This window comes from Phenylobacterium sp. (assembly GCF_044358365.1).
Classification (GTDB): Bacteria; Pseudomonadota; Alphaproteobacteria; order Caulobacterales; family Caulobacteraceae; genus Phenylobacterium.
On sequence record NZ_JBIKNZ010000008.1, the window covers coordinates 66,625 to 83,873 of the forward strand.

Genomic DNA, 17,249 nt, shown 5'->3' on the forward strand with positions numbered 1-17,249 from the left:
GCGATATCGTCACGCCTCGAGCCAGGGCGGCTTGCCGCGCCGGTTGAGCAGTCCCGCCATCCAGCCGGAAATGCCGTAGGCCAACTGTTTCCAGGCGCCTCGACGACCGAATCTGAGAAACAGCAGCAGGAAGGCCGATACCGCCGCTACCGGGAGCCGCAACGGAAACCTGTCCCGGGTCAGAAGCATCTTGTTTCGCTCGTCCAGGTAGACAGGCATATGATGTCGATCGACGATCCGACTGACCGAACCGGTCGAGCTGCCCTGCTGGTGCGGGATACGGGCATCGATCGCCATTCCGAGGCGACAACCCAACTGTTGGGCGCGGACGCACCATTCGACCTCCTCAGCGTACAGAAAATAGTCCTCGCGCATCGGACCGACACGCTCAAGAAACTCGCGACTTACAATCATCGAAGCGCCGCTGAGGTAGTTCATCCTGGCCTCAAGCTCGGCGACCGGGCGACCGCCCTCGATAGAGAGACCCTGCTCGAGGGATACGGCGCGAGCCAGCCAGGCGTTCCAGTTTCCGCCCCTGTTCTGGATCACGCCTGACGCCGAGTGCACGGTGGATCCCACCGCCTGGCAATTTCCGACCTGAAGGCGTTCAACCAGACGGGCCAAGGCCGCCTCGTGGGGCGCAGTATCGGGATTCAGCACCCACCAGGCGTCTACGTCCGGGCTCGCCCGCATGGCGATATTCACACCTCCGGCGTAACCGGGATTCTCAGGTGCTGAGATGATCTGGACAGGCTGTCCCGTAGGGAGATTCGGGGTCAGTACGTCCACAAGGGCGCGATAGGCGCTTTCGCCCCCATTCTCGCAAATGACCACCTCGAAATCAGCGTAGGTCGAACGCCCAAGCGCCTCCAGACACCCGACTATGTCCTTGGTATTGCGAAAAGCGACGATGCAGATGGAAACGTGCACGCCCGAGGTCATCCGCGTCTGAAAGGGGTCGAACTGGAACCTGGGCGCAGCAGTTCTATGGCGACGCAGTGATCGGTTTCCAACGGTTCGATGGTCGGTCTGTGCCTCCACACCGGGGCGCGCTCCATTGTGTTGGCTACGCGCCGGTCGCGAGCCAGATAGGACCAGCTTAGCCTGTTCGCAGGGTGTTGCTCCAGCGCCTCGAACTTCCTAGTGCCTAGCCAAGAGAGCAATGCTAGACGGTCGAGCATGCGAGTGTTGTACAGTTTCCCGCACGCGATCGGCGCGGCCGGCATTGGCACGACGGCTGTCCAACAAGTTCGCGGGCTTCTGGGCCGCGGCCACAAGGTTCAGGTGATCACCGCAAGTTCACACGCCAACGCCGACTTTCTGTCGGGTGTGATCAACACCATGGTGGTGGCCGGATTGCGAATCCCGCACCGCGCGCTCGGCATGGATCGAACCATGGTTTACCACGATCTTCGGGTGGCGTCGCATCTGCGAACTCATGCCCAGGCCTACGATGTTGTCCACTGCTGGCCCGGCGCAGCGCTCGCCACAGCGGGGGTCGCATCGGAACTGGGAATTCCGCTGGTCCGTGAGGTTCCCAACACCCATACGGCGAACGCCTATGAGGTTGTGGCGCGGGTCTGTGCGGATCTCCGAATCCAGTTGCCTAAAGGCCACTCCCACTTGCTGAACGCCGAGCGGCTTCGCCGGGAGGAGGCGGAATACGCGGCGGCGCTGCGGCTTCTGGTCCCGTCGGAACATGTGAAGGCCACCTTCCTGGCTAGGGGAATACCCCCAGAAAAGCTCTTGCGCCACCAGTACGGCTTTGACGCCGCCGGGTTCACACCGGCTTCAGAGGCGCGGTCGCGTCCCTTCCACGCGGTCTTCATCGGATCCGTGGAGCCCAGGAAGGGAGTCCACGTGGCCTTGGAAGCCTGGCGACGCGCCGGCTTGCCGGCCGATGCGCGGTTTTCGATCTATGGGCGCATAGTCCCGGGCTACGGGGAGGTGCTGGACAAGTATGCCGATCTCACCAACGTCACCTTCCACGGCTTTACGGATGATACCGCCGGGGTCATGCGCACTGCGGACGTGTTGTTGCTGCCCTCTTTCGAAGAGGGAAGCGCCCTCGTAACGTACGAGGCCCAGGGCTGCGGCGCCGTACCTCTGGTGTCGGACGCGGCCGGCGCCGAGTGCCAAGACAATGTCACGGCCTTGATTCATCGCGCAGGTGATATCGACGCCCTCGCAAGACACATGCATATGCTTGCGACCGAGCCGGAGCGTCTGAAGCTGATGAGGGCATCGGTTCTGGCCAACCGCGACGCCCTTACCTGGGCAGCTGCGGCCGAGCGTCTGGAACAGTGCTATATCTCCGCGCAGGAAGCCGTGGCCCAGGCCAGCCGTGCGGGCGCGGCGCCGCATGGAGCCGCCAGGACTGCTTCGTCCTCTCGGTCGGGAAAACGCCTCGGCGCCTCTGGCGCGCCAGCGCGCGACGTCGTCTTCACTTTCTGGCATGAAACCTGGGCGGACGCGGTCAGGCGCGAGATCTTTTCCCCGGACCGACTAGCCAAGACGCTCCTCACCCACGAACGGGTGGGCCGGCTCCTTATTGCCAACCCGTACCGCAGTGCGCCGCGGGCCATTGCGCGCCGAATCGTTCAGCGAAACGCCGTGTTTCCGGCAGACGCGGCCACCGCTCTGGTCTCGCCGCTTCGCCTTCAGCAGAACGATGGCCTCGGGGAGGCGTCACTCCGCAAGACCTATGAAGCCTATGATCGGCTGCTGCGCGCCAAGGCCAGGCTTCTGGGGCTGGAGAGACCCGCCTTGATCACGACCAATCCGTTCTATGCCGCTTTCGGCGAACTGGATTGGGCAGGCCCCGTCACCTATTACGCTTGGGACGATTGGGCGGCCCTTCCTGCTCTGAGACGGCAGTGGTCCGATTTCGACGCCGCCTATCGCATCATGAGCGAGCGCGGTACTCGGGTGTGCGCAGTTTCTGCAACCCTGATCGAAAGGATCGCACCGAAAGGCGCTCACGCGGTCGTTCCCAACGGGATTTCGCCTGAGGAGTGGCAGCCGCCCTGGAAGATCCCGGCCTGGCTCACGCCGCTTCCCGAGCCCCGCATCCTTTATCTCGGCGCGATTCACGAGCGGCTGGACATCGAGGCCATCCGCCAGATTTCATCCAGCTTTCCGACGGCGTCGATCCTGGTGGTGGGGCCCCCGGCCAACATGGCTGTTGTCGCCCAACTGACCGCCCTACCCAATGTGCATGTTCACGAGCCGCTGCCACACTCGGAAGTCATTGGCCTGACGCATAGCGCCGATGTATGCATCATGCCGCATCACAGCAATGCGCTGACCGAGTCCATGAGCCCGTTGAAGGTCTATGAGTACTGCGCCGCCGGACGCCCCTCCGTGGTGACCGCGCTTTCGCCCGTTCGAAACGTACACCGGTCCGTACGCCTGGTACCGCCCGGAGGGTCATTCATCGAGCCCATCCAGCAGGCGCTCCGGGACGGCCCTATGCCCGAGGCGGAGCGCCAGACCTTTCTGCGGCAAAATTCCTGGCGGGGACGGCACGAGGATATCCTCGATCTAGCTCTGGCCTGAATTCTCTACTGCCGGGCTTCAGAAACCCTTGGCGCGAAATCGATCAGCCCACGCCTGCGGCCCCGCAGGAGCTGGAATGTGAACGCATGTTCAACGGGTCGGACCGCTGCTCACCCTTCGCCGGATATCGGTGCTCTAGTCACCGCTGCCGCGTCCGGCGCTCGAAGCTCCAGCGCGCACGTCTGTAGAGATTCGGTTGTCGGCGCATTGCACCCATCCAAAAAGAAAACCGCCGCTCCCTTTGGAGCGGCGGTAGTCTAACGACGGATCAAAGTATGATCGGTCTAGGCGGTGACCGCCGACCGACGACGCGAGCGAAGCATCGCGCCGGCGCCACCGAAGCCCATGATCATCAGGGCCCAGGTACCGGGTTCCGGCACCGCAGCCAAAGTCATGGTAGAAAGCGAACTGCCTGCGCCCGACGCGGCAATGGTGTACCGTGTGGTCACCGAGTACGGGCCGGCGATAGCTATCGGCGCAGCAAATTGAACGGCCGTCGAATTGGAGGTGTTGAACATTACGTCGCCGACCAACGTTCCACCGGTGTAGAGGGTGTTAACGGTATTAACATAGGACCGTTGGCGAACCGTCCAGCCTGTCGGGAGCGCATTTGTGGTGAAAGATGTCTTGTACCCAATCAGGTTCAATGGAGCCGAAATGTTATCGCGCGTAATGTAAACATCGAGAATGCCGGCCGTCGCTGTCGAAGCATTGTTTGTGGTGCTGTCGAGCAGTGTTGGCGCGCCGGGGTTGGAACCCGTCACCAAATTGAGGTCGAAGGTTCCGAAGGATCCAAAGAAAGCCGCTGAATCAGCAGAAGGGTCTGCATCCACTTGCGTAGAGATAGCTCCGCCATTCATAGACAGGCCAATATAGACAGCCGCCTGCGAAGCATTGGCCGCCAGCCCCAAGGAGAGAAACGTCGCCGCAGCGACGCCATATTTTGTGAAAGTGTTCATAAGGCGAAACTCCAATTCAAAATCAAAAATACCAATCTGAGACACCATGTTCCAGAAGCGCAAAACCCATAGCCGGTTCACATTTCCAAATCCGATCCATCGAACCACGTTCATGGTGTCCCACAGCTTAAAGCGTGCGCCAGCCAAGCCTGCAACTCTATTCCCCTGAGAGGCGAGTACGTTTCACTCTTATCGCGCAATCAGTGACGCTCCGGGGTCAGCCTTCCCCTGCTCCGCCAAAACCCGCAGATAAGTCTCGCACCTATTCCTGGCCAGCACATCGGCCTGTTTCAGCAATGCCTAGCGGTCTTTCGCGTTGTTTTCGAAGGTGATTTCCTCGAGACAGCCGATCCGCAGGCCCTGACGCTGCTCATAGGTTCGGATCAGTTCACCGGCCTGGATCAGGCTGTCGTGGGCGCCCGCGTCTTCCCAGGCAAAGCCTCGGCCCGGCACCTCCACGTGCAGATCACCTTGCTTCAGGTAAAACGCATTCAGGGCCTTGATCTCAAGTTCGCCCCGCGCCGCAGGTTCCAGATTGATCGCCATCCGGCCTAAATCGCCGTCATAGAAATGCAGGCCCGTTAACGCAACGTTCGACTTGGGCTTCGCGGGCTTCTCCTCGATGGACAGAGCCCGGTTGTCCGGTAACATCTCGACAACTCCATAGCGCTCCGGGTCATGCACCGGACAGCCGAAAACCGTCGCGCCATTCTTGCGGGCATCAGCAGACTCCAACATCTAGGTGAAATTCTGCCCGAAGAAGATGTTGTCGCCTAAGATCAGTAAGCTGGATTCATCGGCGATGAAGCCATCACCGCACGCTTTGTTTTGCTCTGACCACTCGGTTCATTCGGTGAACACAAATACTCCAGCGCGACAATAGGCCAAATTTTTGTTCAATAGTATCTGAAACATTGATCCATATATTAGTTATTTTCAACATTAATACAATATTTGAATAATACTTAAAACATTTTTGTTGCAACGTTATTCGCTCTATTTAGATTTTGTCAGGTTATATTTTCTCGCGAGCTAATACAGAGTTGGAGATGTTAACGCGCAATTAACCTTAATAGTCCACCGCATATTAAAACCTGAATCCCAAAAGGAGGTTAGCTTAGGGATCAGTTATGACGTCTGGAATCGTTACCAGCGACTTTCCTGCTGGCACAAACATGGACCTGTTCGACGTGGGCCTGTTGGCCAGCGGCACGGTGCAATCCCGGACCGCCACCAGCTACGTCGTCGTCATCGGCGACGAGTGGCTCACCTTCTCCGGTTCAGGCTTCACTTTTGATGGTGCCGGAAAACCCTCGGGCGGCACCATCACAGGGCTCGAAGATCAATATCTGGGCCAGGTGGCCTTCAGCCTGACCGGCTTTTCAATCAGCGTGACCGCGTTTGTAAGCTGGATGATTGCGGGTGACACCGCGGCTGCGCAGGAAGCTATATTTGCCGATGCTGACTCGATCACCGGCGGTCCGCTCGACGACCTGTTGCGGGGATTTGCGGGCAACGATCTGATTTCTGGCGGGAGCGGCGATGACACGCTCGACGGCGGCCTGGGTAACGATACCATCAACGGCGGGGCCGGCCGCGACATCATCCAGACCGGCGCTGGTATGGATGTTATCAATGTAGTCCTGAGCCAATCCGCCGTAGGCGCCACCTTCTCGGACAAAGTTTCCGACTGGGGTTCAGGCGACTTTCTTTCTTTCGCGAGCCGGCCAGCCGGCACCTCTGACTACGTAGAGACAAGCGCGTCAGACTATGCAGCCGCGACCGCTCTGGCCAATGGCCTGATTGGCTCGGGTTCGGCCAATCTGGTCGTTGTCGCCGTGTCCGCGGACCTCGTTGTGTTCGCCGACAGCGCCAACAACAACGGAATCGCGGATGACGCGGTGATCCTGACAGGTCGCGGTCTGAACGATGTCAGCCTCGAGAACTTCGCGGTAGTTCCTGCGCCGGCTCCGGCTCCTGCTCCGGCTCCTGCGCCGGCTCCTGCGCCGGCTCCTGCTCCTGCTCCGGCTCCCGCGCCTGCTCCGGCTCCCGCGCCTGCTCCCGCTCCCGCTCCCGCTCCCGCGCCTGCTCCTACTCCCGTGCCTGATCCTGCGCCTACGCCCGCTCCTACTCCCGCGCCGGCTCCGGCTCCTGCTCCTGCTCCTGCTCCGGCTCCGGCTCCTGCTCCTGCTCCTGCTCCCGCTCCGGCCCCCGCGCCTGCGCCTGCCCCAGCTCCCTCACCGACCCCAGGGGCCAGTGCAACCGTCGTCGTATCGGGCGGTGAATACATCGTGGCCGCGGCTGACGAGACGAAGGTTCTTGCCGGTTCGGGCAATGACACCATCATCGGGGCCGCCAGTGCCGATTACCTCCGCGGCGGCGAGGGCAACGATCTCATGAATGGCGATGCCACCTTCGACGACATCAACGGCAATCAGGGCGATGACATCATCGACGCCCAGGCTGGAAACGACTGGGTCCGCGGCGGCAAAGGCAATGATGTTCTGGACGGCGGCGCAGGGGACGACTTTCTGTCTGGAGACCGTGGCGACGACACGATCAGTGGCGGTACCGGCTCAGACACTTTCAACGGGTCGCAAGACGCTGGCATCGATCGCATTCTGGATTTCAACTTTGCTGAGGGCGACCGCGTCGTTCTGGCCCCCGGAACCACCTACAGCTTGGTGCAAGTGGGGGCAGACACAGTGATTGTTATGGACACCGGCCACCAAATGATCCTGGTGGGCGTCGATATCTCGATGCTCCCGGATGGATGGATCGTCTAGCGATCAGAACCCACACACCAGGGCGCTACCAGTCCGACCTTCCCTGCAAGGGCAAGAAGAATTACTGGGCGCCGCTCGGGTTGCGGCGATCACGGCGCCACTCTAACTGGCAGGCACACCCCGGCGCCTTGTCTCCTTGAGCCTGCATCACCCTTGTCCGACCCCCTGACCCACCTGCAGCGGCTAGAGGCCGAGAGCATCCACATCATGCGGGAGGTCGTGGCCGAGGCCGAGCGGCCGGTGATGCTGTATTCCATCGGCAAGGACAGCGCCGTGATGCTGCACCTGGCGGCCAAGGCCTTCTATCCGTCGCGGCCGCCGTTCCCCTTGCTGCACGTGGACACCACCTGGAAATTCCGGGATATGTACGCCATGCGCGCCCGGATGGCGCAGGAACTGGGCATGGACCTGCTGGTCCACCAGAACCCCGACGCCATCGCCCAGAATGTGAACCCGTTCACCCACGGCTCGGCGTTCCACACCCACATCTGGAAGACCGAAGGCCTCAAGCAGGCGCTGGACAAGTACGGTTTTGACGCTGCCTTCGGCGGCGCACGGCGTGATGAAGAGAAGTCCCGCGCCAAGGAACGCATCTTCTCCTTCCGCTCGGCCGGCCACCGCTGGGATCCCAAGAACCAGCGGCCGGAACTCTGGCGGCTCTACAATGCGCGCAAGAACCCCGGCGAAAGCATTCGGGTGTTTCCGATCTCCAACTGGACCGAGCTGGATATCTGGCAATACATCCACCTGGAGAACATCCCGATCGTGCCGCTTTATTTCGCCGCTGAACGCCCGGTGGTGGACCGCGACGGCACGCTGATCATGGTCGACGATGAGCGCATGCCGCTCCATCCCGGCGAGGTCCCGATGATGAAGTCGGTGCGGTTCCGGACCCTGGGTTGCTATCCCCTCTCCGGCGCCGTCGAAAGCAAGGCGTCGACCCTGCCGGAAGTTGTGCAGGAAATGCTGCTGACCACCACCAGCGAGCGTCAGGGCCGGATGATCGACCACGATCAGGCCGCCTCGATGGAGAAGAAGAAGCAGGAGGGCTATTTCTGATGACCTCCACCTACGAAATGAGCACCTCGGACCTCATCGCCGAGGACATCGAAGCCTACCTTCACCATCACCAGCACAAGTCGCTGCTGCGATTCCTGACCTGCGGCTCGGTGGACGACGGCAAGTCGACCCTGATCGGGCGGATGCTCTACGATTCCAAGATGATCTTCGAGGATCAGCTGGCGGCGCTGGAGGTTGACTCCAGGAAGGTCGGTACTCAGGGCGGCGATATCGACTTCGCCCTGCTGGTCGATGGCCTCTCCGCCGAACGCGAGCAGGGCATCACCATCGATGTGGCCTACAGGTTCTTCTCGACCGACAAGCGCAAGTTCATCGTCGCCGATACGCCCGGCCACGAGCAGTACACCCGAAACATGGTCACGGGCGCCTCCACCGCCGACGCCGCCATCATCCTGATCGATGCGCGCAAGGGCGTGCTGACCCAGACACGCCGCCACAGCTATCTCGTCAGCCTGCTGGGCATCCGCCACGTGGTGCTGGCGATCAACAAAATGGACCTGGTGGACTACCGTCAGGACCGGTTCGACGAGATCCTGGCGGACTACCGCGCCTTTGCCCTCCAGATCGGCATCACCGACTTCACCGCCATTCCGATGTCGGCGCTGAAGGGTGAGAACGTCACCGAGCCGTCCTCGAAGATGGCCTGGCACGCCGGCGCGCCGCTGCTGCGCTGGCTGGAGGATGCGCCGGTCGAGGACGACCTGCAGGCGCGCCCGTTCCGGATGCCCGTTCAGTGGGTCAACAGGCCGGACCTCGACTTCCGCGGCTTCTCGGGTCTGGTCTCGTCGGGCGTTATCCGACCCGGCGACCGGATCAAGGCCCTGCCCTCGGGCCGGGAGAGCACGGTGTCGCGGATTGTCACCCTGGGCGCCGATCTGCCTGAAGCGGTGGCAGGTCAATCGATCACCCTGACCCTCAACGACGAGATCGATATCTCGCGCGGCGACGTGATCGCGCTGGCTGGCCAGCCGCCCGAGGTGGCGGATCAGTTCGAGAGTACTATCGTCTGGTTTGACGATGAGGCCCTGCTGCCCGGTCGGCCCTATCTGATGAAGCTGGGCGCGCGGACCGTGACCGCCCAGGTCGCCGAGCCGAAATACAAGGTCAACGTCAACACCCTGGAGAAACTGGCCGCGACCCGGCTGGAGCTGAACGAGATCGGCGTCTGCAACCTGTCGCTCTCCGCGCCGATCGCCTTTGACCCCTATGCCGACAACAAGGATCTGGGCGGGTTCATCCTGATCGACCGCCTGAGCAACCGCACGGTCGGCGCCGGGATGCTGCACTTTGCCCTGCGGCGCAGCCAGAATATCCACTGGCAGGCCATGGACGTCGACAAGGCCGCCCGGGCCGCGGCGATGGGCCAAAAGGGCCGGGTGATCTGGTTCACGGGCCTGTCCGGCTCCGGCAAGTCAACCATCGCCAACCTGCTGGAAAAACGCCTGCACGCCGAGGGTCGCCACACCTATGTGCTGGACGGCGACAATGTTCGACACGGCCTGAACCGGGACTTAGGGTTCACCGACGCCGACCGGGTTGAGAACATCCGCCGGGTCGCCGAAGTCTCGCGCCTGATGGTGGATGCGGGCCTGATCGTGATGGTCTCGTTCATCTCGCCCTTCCGGGCCGAGCGACAGCTGGCGCGCGAGCGGGCCGAGGCGGGCGAGTTCGTCGAGGTGTTTATCGACACCCCGCTGGCCGAGGCTGAACGACGCGACGTGAAGGGCCTCTACGCCAAGGCCCGCGCCGGCGACCTCAAGAACTTCACCGGCATCGACAGCCCGTATGAAGCGCCCGAGTCCCCGGAGATCCGCATCGACACCACGGCCATGACTCCGGAGCAGGCGGCCGAGGCGATCTACGTCTGGCTGAATTCCAACTAAGCCGGAACCACCGCCCGCGCCGGCTCATGGGCCACATCCGCCGGGGTGAAGTCGCGCAGGACGGCGGCGTATTCCAGCATGATACCGTTGGGATCGCGGAAGTAGACCGAGCGCACCCAGACGCCGTCGTGCATCTCGGCCGAAGCGCCCATCGGACTGTCGTCGTGGTTGACCACCACCGGCACCGAGACCTCGACGCCCGCAGCCTTGAGCCGCGCGATGGAGCCTTCCAGTTCGCTTTCGTCCAGATCAAAGGCCACGTGGTTCATCGAGCCCACGGCCGTCTTGGGATCCATCGGGAACGCCTTTACCGAGGCGATGCCCGGCGCGGCCGGCGGCGCATCGGCCCACCAGAAGAAGGCCAGCAGGGTGTCGCCGCCGCAGTCGAAGAAGAAATGCTGGCCACCGCCAGGCAGTTCCACCGTCTTGACCAGGGGCATGCCCAGCGCCTCGGTGTAGAACTTCACCGTCTCGGCCATGTCATGGCAGACGAGCGCCAGGTGATTGATTCCCTTGGTCTTCATGGCCGTTCCCCTAGAACTGCAGCACGATCTTGCCGAAGTGTTCGCCCCCGGCCATGGCGGAAAACGCCGCCTTGGCATCGGTCCAGGGGAACACCTTATCCACCACAGGGCCAATCTTGTGCAAATCAAGCGCGCGGCACATGGCTTCGAACATGTCGCGTGAGCCTACAGACAAGCCTTGCAGCTTGGCCGAGTTGCCGATCAGGGCGGCAGGGTTGAAAGGGTCCCCAGCGCCTGCCACCACACCGATGATGGCGATGTGACCGCCGATCCGGATCGCCTTCATGCTTTCCTGAATGGTGCCGCCGCCGCCGACTTCCATGATGAAGTCCGCCCCGCGACCGCCGGTGGCCTGGCGCACGGGTCCTGACCATGCGGGCGTGGTCTTGTAGTTGACCAGGTGATCAGCCCCCAGCGCCTGGGCTCGGGCTAGCTTCTCGTCGGATGACGAGGTGATCACGGTGCGATAACCGGCGGCCTTGGCGAATTGCAGGCCGAAGATCGAGACGCCGCCTGTGCCTTGCAACACCACCGTGTCGCCAGGCTCCAGCCGCGCATCCTCAAACAGACCCCGCCATGCCGTCAGGCCCGCGCAGGGCAAGGTGGCGACCTGCTGATCGGTCAGAAACTCCGGGACCTTGGACACGCCATCCTGACCGAAGACCTGCAGTTCCGCGCCAGCGCCCGGGATCGGAAAGCCCAGAGCCGACATCAGCTTTTCGAGGTTGGGCGGGCCGGAGTTCCAGTTCTGGAAGAACAGGGTGGCGACCCGGTCGCCGGCCTTGAATTTCGTGACGCCCGCGCCCACCGCCTCGATCACGCCGCAGCCGTCGGAGAATGGCGTGATCACGTCAGCCGTCGTGGCGGCCCCGCGGCCGTACATGCCGTTGACCATCAGCAAATCGCGGTAGTTCAGCGACACCGCCTTCATCCGAACCAGCACCTGACCGGGCCCCGGAGTCGGGTCGGGTGCTTCTACCACCTGGATCGCATCCAGGCCCCAGGGGGCGGTGACGTTCAGTGCGCGCATGAAGATACTCCGTTCGCAGCCATAGTTGGCGGCGCAGCCCGCGCGATCAAGCGTGTCGCCACGTCAGGCTGGGTCCAGCTTCCTGACGCCATAGAGACGAAAGGCGCAGACCAGCCCGGCGGCGGCCATGGCGCTCATCAGCAGATAGCCATACGCGCCGAAGCGGTCGAACAGCGGCCCGGAGGCCAGCGTCGCCAGACCCATCAGAATACCACCGGACAGGGCCGAACTGATGGACTGAGCCGCCGAGGCGTCGGCGGGAGACGATAGCCGCTCGGCCAGTTGCAGCGAGGCGAAGAAGACGGCCGCATAGCTCAGCGCATGCAACCCCTGGAGCGGAAACAGTAGCCAGAGCGGCGGTGAAAACGCGAGCGCGGTCCAGCGCGCGACGGCCGCGACACCGCCGATCACCAGCAGTGTCCTGGGGCCTATGCGTCGCCGCCAGGGTTCCAGGAACCACATGAAACCCACTTCGACACCGACGCCCACCGCCCAGAGGATGCCCGTCATGCTGGCCGGGATGCCCTGGTCCTTCCAGGCCAGGGTGGAAAAGCCATAGTAGAAGGCATGCGCCGACTGGATCAGGCCCGCCGCCAGTGCAGCCGTCATGAAAGCCGGATCGCGCAGTAACGCGCCGATCCCGGCGAAGCGGCCGGACGTTGTGGGAATCTGCTCTGCCTCGTGCACGGGGTCCGGGGGCAGCAGCAGATGCGCGCCGATTGCTGTCAGGCCGACCGCCGCCGTAATCCACACCAGCACCAGATCCGGCGACCCCCAGGTCAGGATCGCGCCCATGCCGACATTGGCCACCATGAAGGCCACCGACCCCATTCCCCGCGGCCAGCCGAAGTTGAACCCGTCATGCCGGGCTCGCTTGAGGGCGATCACGTCCGTTAGCGGCGAGATGGTGGAGAGCGCCGACGAGGCGGCGAACCAGACCACAGTCCAGCCCGCAAACCCCAGCGGCAGCGCCATCAGGGCGTAGGCGACGGCCACCATCAGGCTGAGAAAAACCAGCGCCGTGCGCCGCAGCCGGAAACTGTCGGCCCAGACCGCCAGCAAGGGCGCCGTGAACACCCGCGCGATCATCGGCAGCGACAGGATCAGCCCGATCTGGGCGCCCGTCAGTCCCCGCTCGGCGAACCACAGCGGCATGTAGGGCGAGCCCGCGCCCACACCGATGAAGATCGCAGAATAGAACAGGCCCAGCCGGACGGGGAGCGACATAGGGCGTCCTTACAGGGAGTCGCGACCCGACAGCCCCGTTATGGCGCACACGCCGCCGGAAGAATGCCGGGCTGGTCGACACCGGAAATCGATACGGCTAAAGCGCTTTGCCAACCGCGCCAGCCTCAGGGACACCAGAATGAAATTTGACGACGTAATCCTCGGCCGCCGGAGCATTCGTGGCTACAAGCCCGATCCCGTCCCGAAGGCGCTGATCGAGGAAATCATCGGTCTGGCCATGCGCGCGCCGTCGTCGATGAACACCCAGCCCTGGAACTTCTACGTCCTCACCGGCGAGCCGCTCGACCGGATCCGCGCCGGCAATACCGAGCGCAATCTGGCGGGAATTCCTCACTCGCGCGAATTCCGCATCGGCCAGGCCTTTGAAGGTCAGCACCGCGAGCGGCAGATCGGCGTCGCCAAACAGCTGTTCTCCGCGATGGGCATTGCGCGCGATGACGCAGCGATGCGCCAGGACTGGGTGATGCGTGGCTTTCGTCAGTTCGATGCGCCGGTCTGCGTGATCATCACCTATGACAAGGTGCTGGCCGGCAGCGACGACACCCCCTTCGACTGCGGCGCCGTGGCGACGGCCCTGGTCAACGCCGCCTGGTCGCGCGGACTTGGCGCCGTGATCAACAGCCAGGGCATCATGCAGTCACCGGTGGTGCGTGAGCATGCCGGGATCGCCGACGATCAGGTGATCATGAAGAGCATCGCCCTGGGCTGGCCGGATGAGACCTTCCCGGCCAACGCCGTGGTGTCGGAACGCAAGTCGGTGGAAGAGGCGACGGTGTTCGTGGGGTTTGGGGACTAGGAGCCGGGCTCCGGTACCGAATGCGTCCGCAGCCACCCGGCCAGCGCGTCCAGGTCGCGCTCACCAGCTGCGACCGCCAGGACCTTGCGCGCGGCCACAGGCTGGGAGGCGATGAGCCGGCGGCCATTCAGGCGTAGGAATAGGCCAGCCGCCAGAAACGCCGCGCGCTTGTTGCCATCCGTGAAGGGATGATTGCTGGCCAGCGCCACGAGGCAGGTGGCTGCGAGGGCACAGACATCATCGACGGCTTCGTAGTGGAAGCGATTGGCCGGTCGGGTCAGCGCGGAGTCGAGCAGGCCATCATCCCTCAGGCCGGGAGCCCCGCCATGTAGGGAGATGCTGCGGTCATGCAGCGCCAACAGCGCCTCTTTGGAAACCCAGCGGGGTTCGGCGGTCATTTCGCCAGAGCGCGGAACGTGTCGCGATATTCATCCATGAACGCCTCACCAAGCGCGATCTGTTCCGCAACGTCTGGACTGTAGGCAGACAGGCGCATATCGCCCTCCGCACCATCGGTGAGGTACAGAACGTCGCCCTTCTGTACACCCAGCTTTGCCAGAGCCTCTTTGGGCAGCAGCACGCCGACGGAGTTTCCGACCTGCATGATTTTCAAAGCGAGCATGGGGATAGACCCTTGAGGTTATCGAGCGTTGTAACACACGTAAAACCTGGAGGCACGCCACACGTTCGATATCGTCTACATCACCCCCCCCGGCCGCCTTTGAAGAGCGGGCTGACCGGAGGGGGATCGTCACATTGAAACGGCCTAGTATTTGATCGAGAACGACGCGCCGAAGTAGCGGGGCTCTCCGGCGATGAAGGTCGGGATCCCGAAGGCGCCGCCCGTGTTGCCGGCGTCCTTGATGTACTCACGGTCAAACAGGTTGGAGGCGAAGGCCTCAACCCGCCAGTTCGCGTCCGTCGGCTGGTAGGACACGCGCATGTTCATGAGACCGTAGGCGCCCTGGACCTCATCCTGAACCCGGTCTCCGGTGCTCTGCAGCGCCGGGATATCGTTGTCGTTGTCGAAGAAGACCCTCGATTGCCAGGTGTAGGTCGGCAGGAAGGTCAGATCGCCTTCCCACACGGGTACGACAACCTTTAGGCCGAATGACGCCGTATGATCCGGCGAGAGGCGGAAGCTGTTGCCCTCGAAGCGACCATTGTCAAAGCGGCCGTTGTTGTAGCCATAGGTGCCGAAGAACGTCAGCTGGCCGGTCGGCTTCCAGTTGACCTGGCCCTCGAAGCCCGTCGACGAGGCGTCGCCGGCGCTGATCGTCTGGAACACGCCCGGAGCGGTCTGGATGCTCGTCTGAAAGTTCGTATATGAGAAGTGATAGACCGAACCTTCGAGCGAGAGACGACGATCAAGCCACTGGGTCTTCGCGCCGGCTTCGTAGGAGTCGACGATCTCCGCGGCGACCTCTGTGAAGCGGACGTTGCCCTGCGGTGCCGCAGGCGCTGCCGGTGACAACACCTCCGGACGCCGACCGCGCGAATAGGCGGCGAACAGGCTGATGTCGTTTGACACGGCGTAGCGGCCCACGACCCGATAGGTAACGCCGGAGTCCGAGAAGGACTGGTACTGGGGAAGGCCGCCCGGCGTTGATTGCAGGAAGATGCCGCGCGCCGTGGCCGGATTGGCGGCGTTGGCCGCCGAACCGCTGGTCAGAACGGACCCGCCATTGTCCAGCGTGCCGCGGAACCCGGAGCGCTTGTCGTCGTTGCTGTAGCGGATGCCGGCGGAGACCTCGAACTGGTCGGTGATCTTGTAGGTCGCGTCAGCGAACACATCGTACGACGTGGTGCGCCCGTAGTTCTGGAAGGTCTCGCGGTGGACCAGCTTCAGCGTGCTGAGCGCGGCCGCCGAGTTGATGGCGTCCAGCGAACCCACGTTCGGCGCCGTGAAGCCCAGCAGGCCGGCCAGGGCCGGCGTGGTGCGCGCGGCGAATACGCGTTCATTGTACTGCAGCGGTACGGCCTGGGATCCATCTTCGTGGAAATAGCCGACGCCGGCAAAGGCGCTCAGGCGCTCGCCGCTGTCGTAGTTGATCCGGAATTCCTGGCTGTACTGCTCACCGCGCGCGTCTTCCGCAAAAACGAAGAGCGGCAGCGAGAAGCCGTCTGCGTCGAAAATTTCCAGAGACTTGAAGCGGCGGTATGCACTGATCGAGGACAGTTGAAGCGTCTCGTTGATCTTGTAGCCGACCAGACCGGTTACGCCCCAGGTGGTCCGCTCCAGGCCCAGGTCGCGTCCGCCCGCAAAGCCGTCGCTGGACGCCAGAGCCGCGCCGGAGTTCCGACCCAGATCGCCCAGAACCCGGCCAGTCAGGGTCTCGGTCGGCAGATAGGTCAGCGACTTGAATGACGTACCTGACGGGTTGTTTTCCTCGTAGTTGAAGATCAGGTCTGCATCGAGGCTTTCGTTCGGCTGCCAATTGAGAACGGCGCGGTAGGCGGCCGTATCGGTGGAGTTGAAGTCGCGTCCGCCCAGCAGGTTTTCGACGAAGCCATCGCGCTTCTTGATACGGCCGGCAAAGCGAACGGCGAACGTGGAGCTCAGCGGCACGTTCACCATCGCCTCGATGCCGCGGTAGGCAAAATTCCCGGCCTCGAACTTGGCCGCTGCGGCAAAGCCGCTGGGGTCAGCCTTGTTCTGGACGATGTTCACCGCGCCGATCAGGGCGCTGCGCCCGAACAGGGTCGATTGCGGCCCCTTGGCGATTTCGATGCGGGCGTTGTCGAAGAGCTCGATGTACGACCCACGCGACTTGGAGATCGACACCCCGTCCTGGAAGACCGACACGCGGGGCTCGACCGTGGAGCCACCGTCATCCGAGGTGATGCCACGCATAACAAAGCCCGGGTTGTTGGGCGACTGGTTCTGGACTTCGAAACCCGGGACGAAAAGAGAGAGTTCCTCGAATTCCTGCACACCGACCTCGTCCAGGAAGTCCCCGGAGTACGCCGTCAGGGAGATCGGAACGTCGAGGGTGCGCTGTTCGCGCTTCTGTGCGGTAACGATCAGCTCTTCAATAGCCGTAGAATCAGCGCTACCTGCCGTATTGACTTGAGCAATAGCGGCCGAACTTGCCAGCAATGCTGAAGCACATGTTGTGTATAACGCCATTCTGCGAATTGAATAAACTGTCATCACGTCCTCAAATTTACAAACTTAGAGGGCCCTATCGGCTGTAAATGTCAGTTCGGAGACAGTTGGATGAATAAATCGCGCGCACGTCTTTTCCCGAGGGGTTAGGCAAACCTTTGGCGTAGACCGTTGTATTTAGGCTCAGGACTCATTGATCATAGCCAGAAGATGACGGTGGCAGCGAGAGCGATGGCGGACATGAAGGTGTGTGCGCATCGGTCGTATCGGGTGTGG

14 protein-coding genes are annotated in these 17,249 nt (G+C 62.7%); 5 read left to right on the forward strand and 9 right to left on the reverse strand.

Annotated elements, in window-relative coordinates:
* Positions 1–9: 9 nt before the first annotated feature.
* Complete coding sequence (locus tag ACIQ3B_RS04205; RefSeq protein WP_397400071.1) at positions 10–930, reverse strand: glycosyltransferase family 2 protein; 921 nt, start codon at positions 928–930, stop codon at positions 10–12.
* A 249-nt stretch (positions 931–1,179) separates the two neighbouring features.
* Between ACIQ3B_RS04205 and ACIQ3B_RS04210 the strand changes: the two genes are divergently transcribed.
* Complete coding sequence (locus ACIQ3B_RS04210; RefSeq protein WP_397400072.1) at positions 1,180–3,558, forward strand: glycosyltransferase family 4 protein; 2,379 nt, start codon at positions 1,180–1,182, stop codon at positions 3,556–3,558.
* 284 nt (positions 3,559–3,842) lie between these two features.
* Here the strand turns inward: ACIQ3B_RS04210 and ACIQ3B_RS04215 are convergent, their stop codons facing one another.
* On the reverse strand, positions 3,843–4,664 hold the full coding sequence (locus ACIQ3B_RS04215) for a PEPxxWA-CTERM sorting domain-containing protein (protein WP_397400073.1): 822 nt from the start codon (positions 4,662–4,664) through the stop codon (positions 3,843–3,845).
* 153 nt (positions 4,665–4,817) lie between these two features.
* Positions 4,818–5,255, reverse strand: coding sequence for a sugar phosphate nucleotidyltransferase (locus ACIQ3B_RS04220; RefSeq protein WP_397400074.1), 438 nt, complete (start codon positions 5,253–5,255; stop codon positions 4,818–4,820).
* A 392-nt stretch (positions 5,256–5,647) separates the two neighbouring features.
* Here ACIQ3B_RS04220 and ACIQ3B_RS04225 point away from each other — a divergent pair, with 392 nt between their 5' ends.
* The 3 genes from ACIQ3B_RS04225 (at position 5,648) to cysN (ending at position 10,266) form a co-directional block, all read left to right on the forward strand.
* Positions 5,648–7,303, forward strand: a complete 1,656-nt coding sequence (locus ACIQ3B_RS04225; protein ID WP_397400075.1) for a calcium-binding protein — start codon at positions 5,648–5,650, stop codon at positions 7,301–7,303.
* A gap of 153 nt (positions 7,304–7,456) precedes the next feature.
* Positions 7,457–8,362, forward strand: a complete 906-nt coding sequence (gene cysD / locus ACIQ3B_RS04230) for a sulfate adenylyltransferase subunit CysD (protein ID WP_397400076.1) — start codon at positions 7,457–7,459, stop codon at positions 8,360–8,362.
* Between the two features lie 17 nt (positions 8,363–8,379).
* The gene (gene cysN / locus ACIQ3B_RS04235; protein ID WP_397400087.1) at positions 8,380–10,266 is read left to right on the forward strand and encodes a sulfate adenylyltransferase subunit CysN; all 1,887 of its coding nucleotides are present in this window, start codon (positions 8,380–8,382) and stop codon (positions 10,264–10,266) included.
* On the opposite strand, the gene ACIQ3B_RS04240 is transcribed toward cysN, so the two are convergent.
* The 3 genes from ACIQ3B_RS04240 to ACIQ3B_RS04250 form a co-directional block, all read right to left on the reverse strand.
* Positions 10,263–10,790 (reverse strand): VOC family protein, encoded by a 528-nt coding sequence (locus ACIQ3B_RS04240; protein ID WP_397400077.1) that lies wholly within the window; start codon positions 10,788–10,790, stop codon positions 10,263–10,265. The two genes, cysN and ACIQ3B_RS04240, sit on opposite strands and share 4 nt — an antisense overlap.
* 10 nt (positions 10,791–10,800) lie before the next feature.
* A complete protein-coding gene (locus tag ACIQ3B_RS04245; protein ID WP_397400078.1) occupies positions 10,801–11,820 on the reverse strand; it encodes an NAD(P)-dependent alcohol dehydrogenase in 1,020 nt (339 codons plus the stop codon).
* A 63-nt stretch (positions 11,821–11,883) separates the two neighbouring features.
* Complete coding sequence (locus ACIQ3B_RS04250) at positions 11,884–13,047, reverse strand: MFS transporter (protein WP_397400079.1); 1,164 nt, start codon at positions 13,045–13,047, stop codon at positions 11,884–11,886.
* A 139-nt stretch (positions 13,048–13,186) separates the two neighbouring features.
* Between ACIQ3B_RS04250 and ACIQ3B_RS04255 the strand changes: the two genes are divergently transcribed.
* Complete coding sequence (locus tag ACIQ3B_RS04255; RefSeq protein WP_397400080.1) at positions 13,187–13,864, forward strand: nitroreductase; 678 nt, start codon at positions 13,187–13,189, stop codon at positions 13,862–13,864.
* Here the strand turns inward: ACIQ3B_RS04255 and ACIQ3B_RS04260 are convergent.
* The 3 genes from ACIQ3B_RS04260 to ACIQ3B_RS04270 form a co-directional block, all read right to left on the reverse strand.
* Positions 13,861–14,262, reverse strand: a complete 402-nt coding sequence (locus tag ACIQ3B_RS04260; protein ID WP_397400081.1) for a type II toxin-antitoxin system death-on-curing family toxin — start codon at positions 14,260–14,262, stop codon at positions 13,861–13,863. The genes ACIQ3B_RS04255 and ACIQ3B_RS04260 overlap by 4 nt on opposite strands.
* Entirely contained in the window at positions 14,259–14,486 is a 228-nt protein-coding gene (locus ACIQ3B_RS04265; protein WP_397400082.1) for an AbrB/MazE/SpoVT family DNA-binding domain-containing protein, read from the reverse strand. Before ACIQ3B_RS04265 ends, ACIQ3B_RS04260 begins: the two co-directional genes overlap by 4 nt.
* Before the next feature lie 144 nt (positions 14,487–14,630).
* Positions 14,631–16,964, reverse strand: a complete 2,334-nt coding sequence (locus tag ACIQ3B_RS04270) for a TonB-dependent receptor (RefSeq protein ID WP_397400083.1) — start codon at positions 16,962–16,964, stop codon at positions 14,631–14,633.
* Positions 16,965–17,249 lie beyond the last annotated feature (285 nt).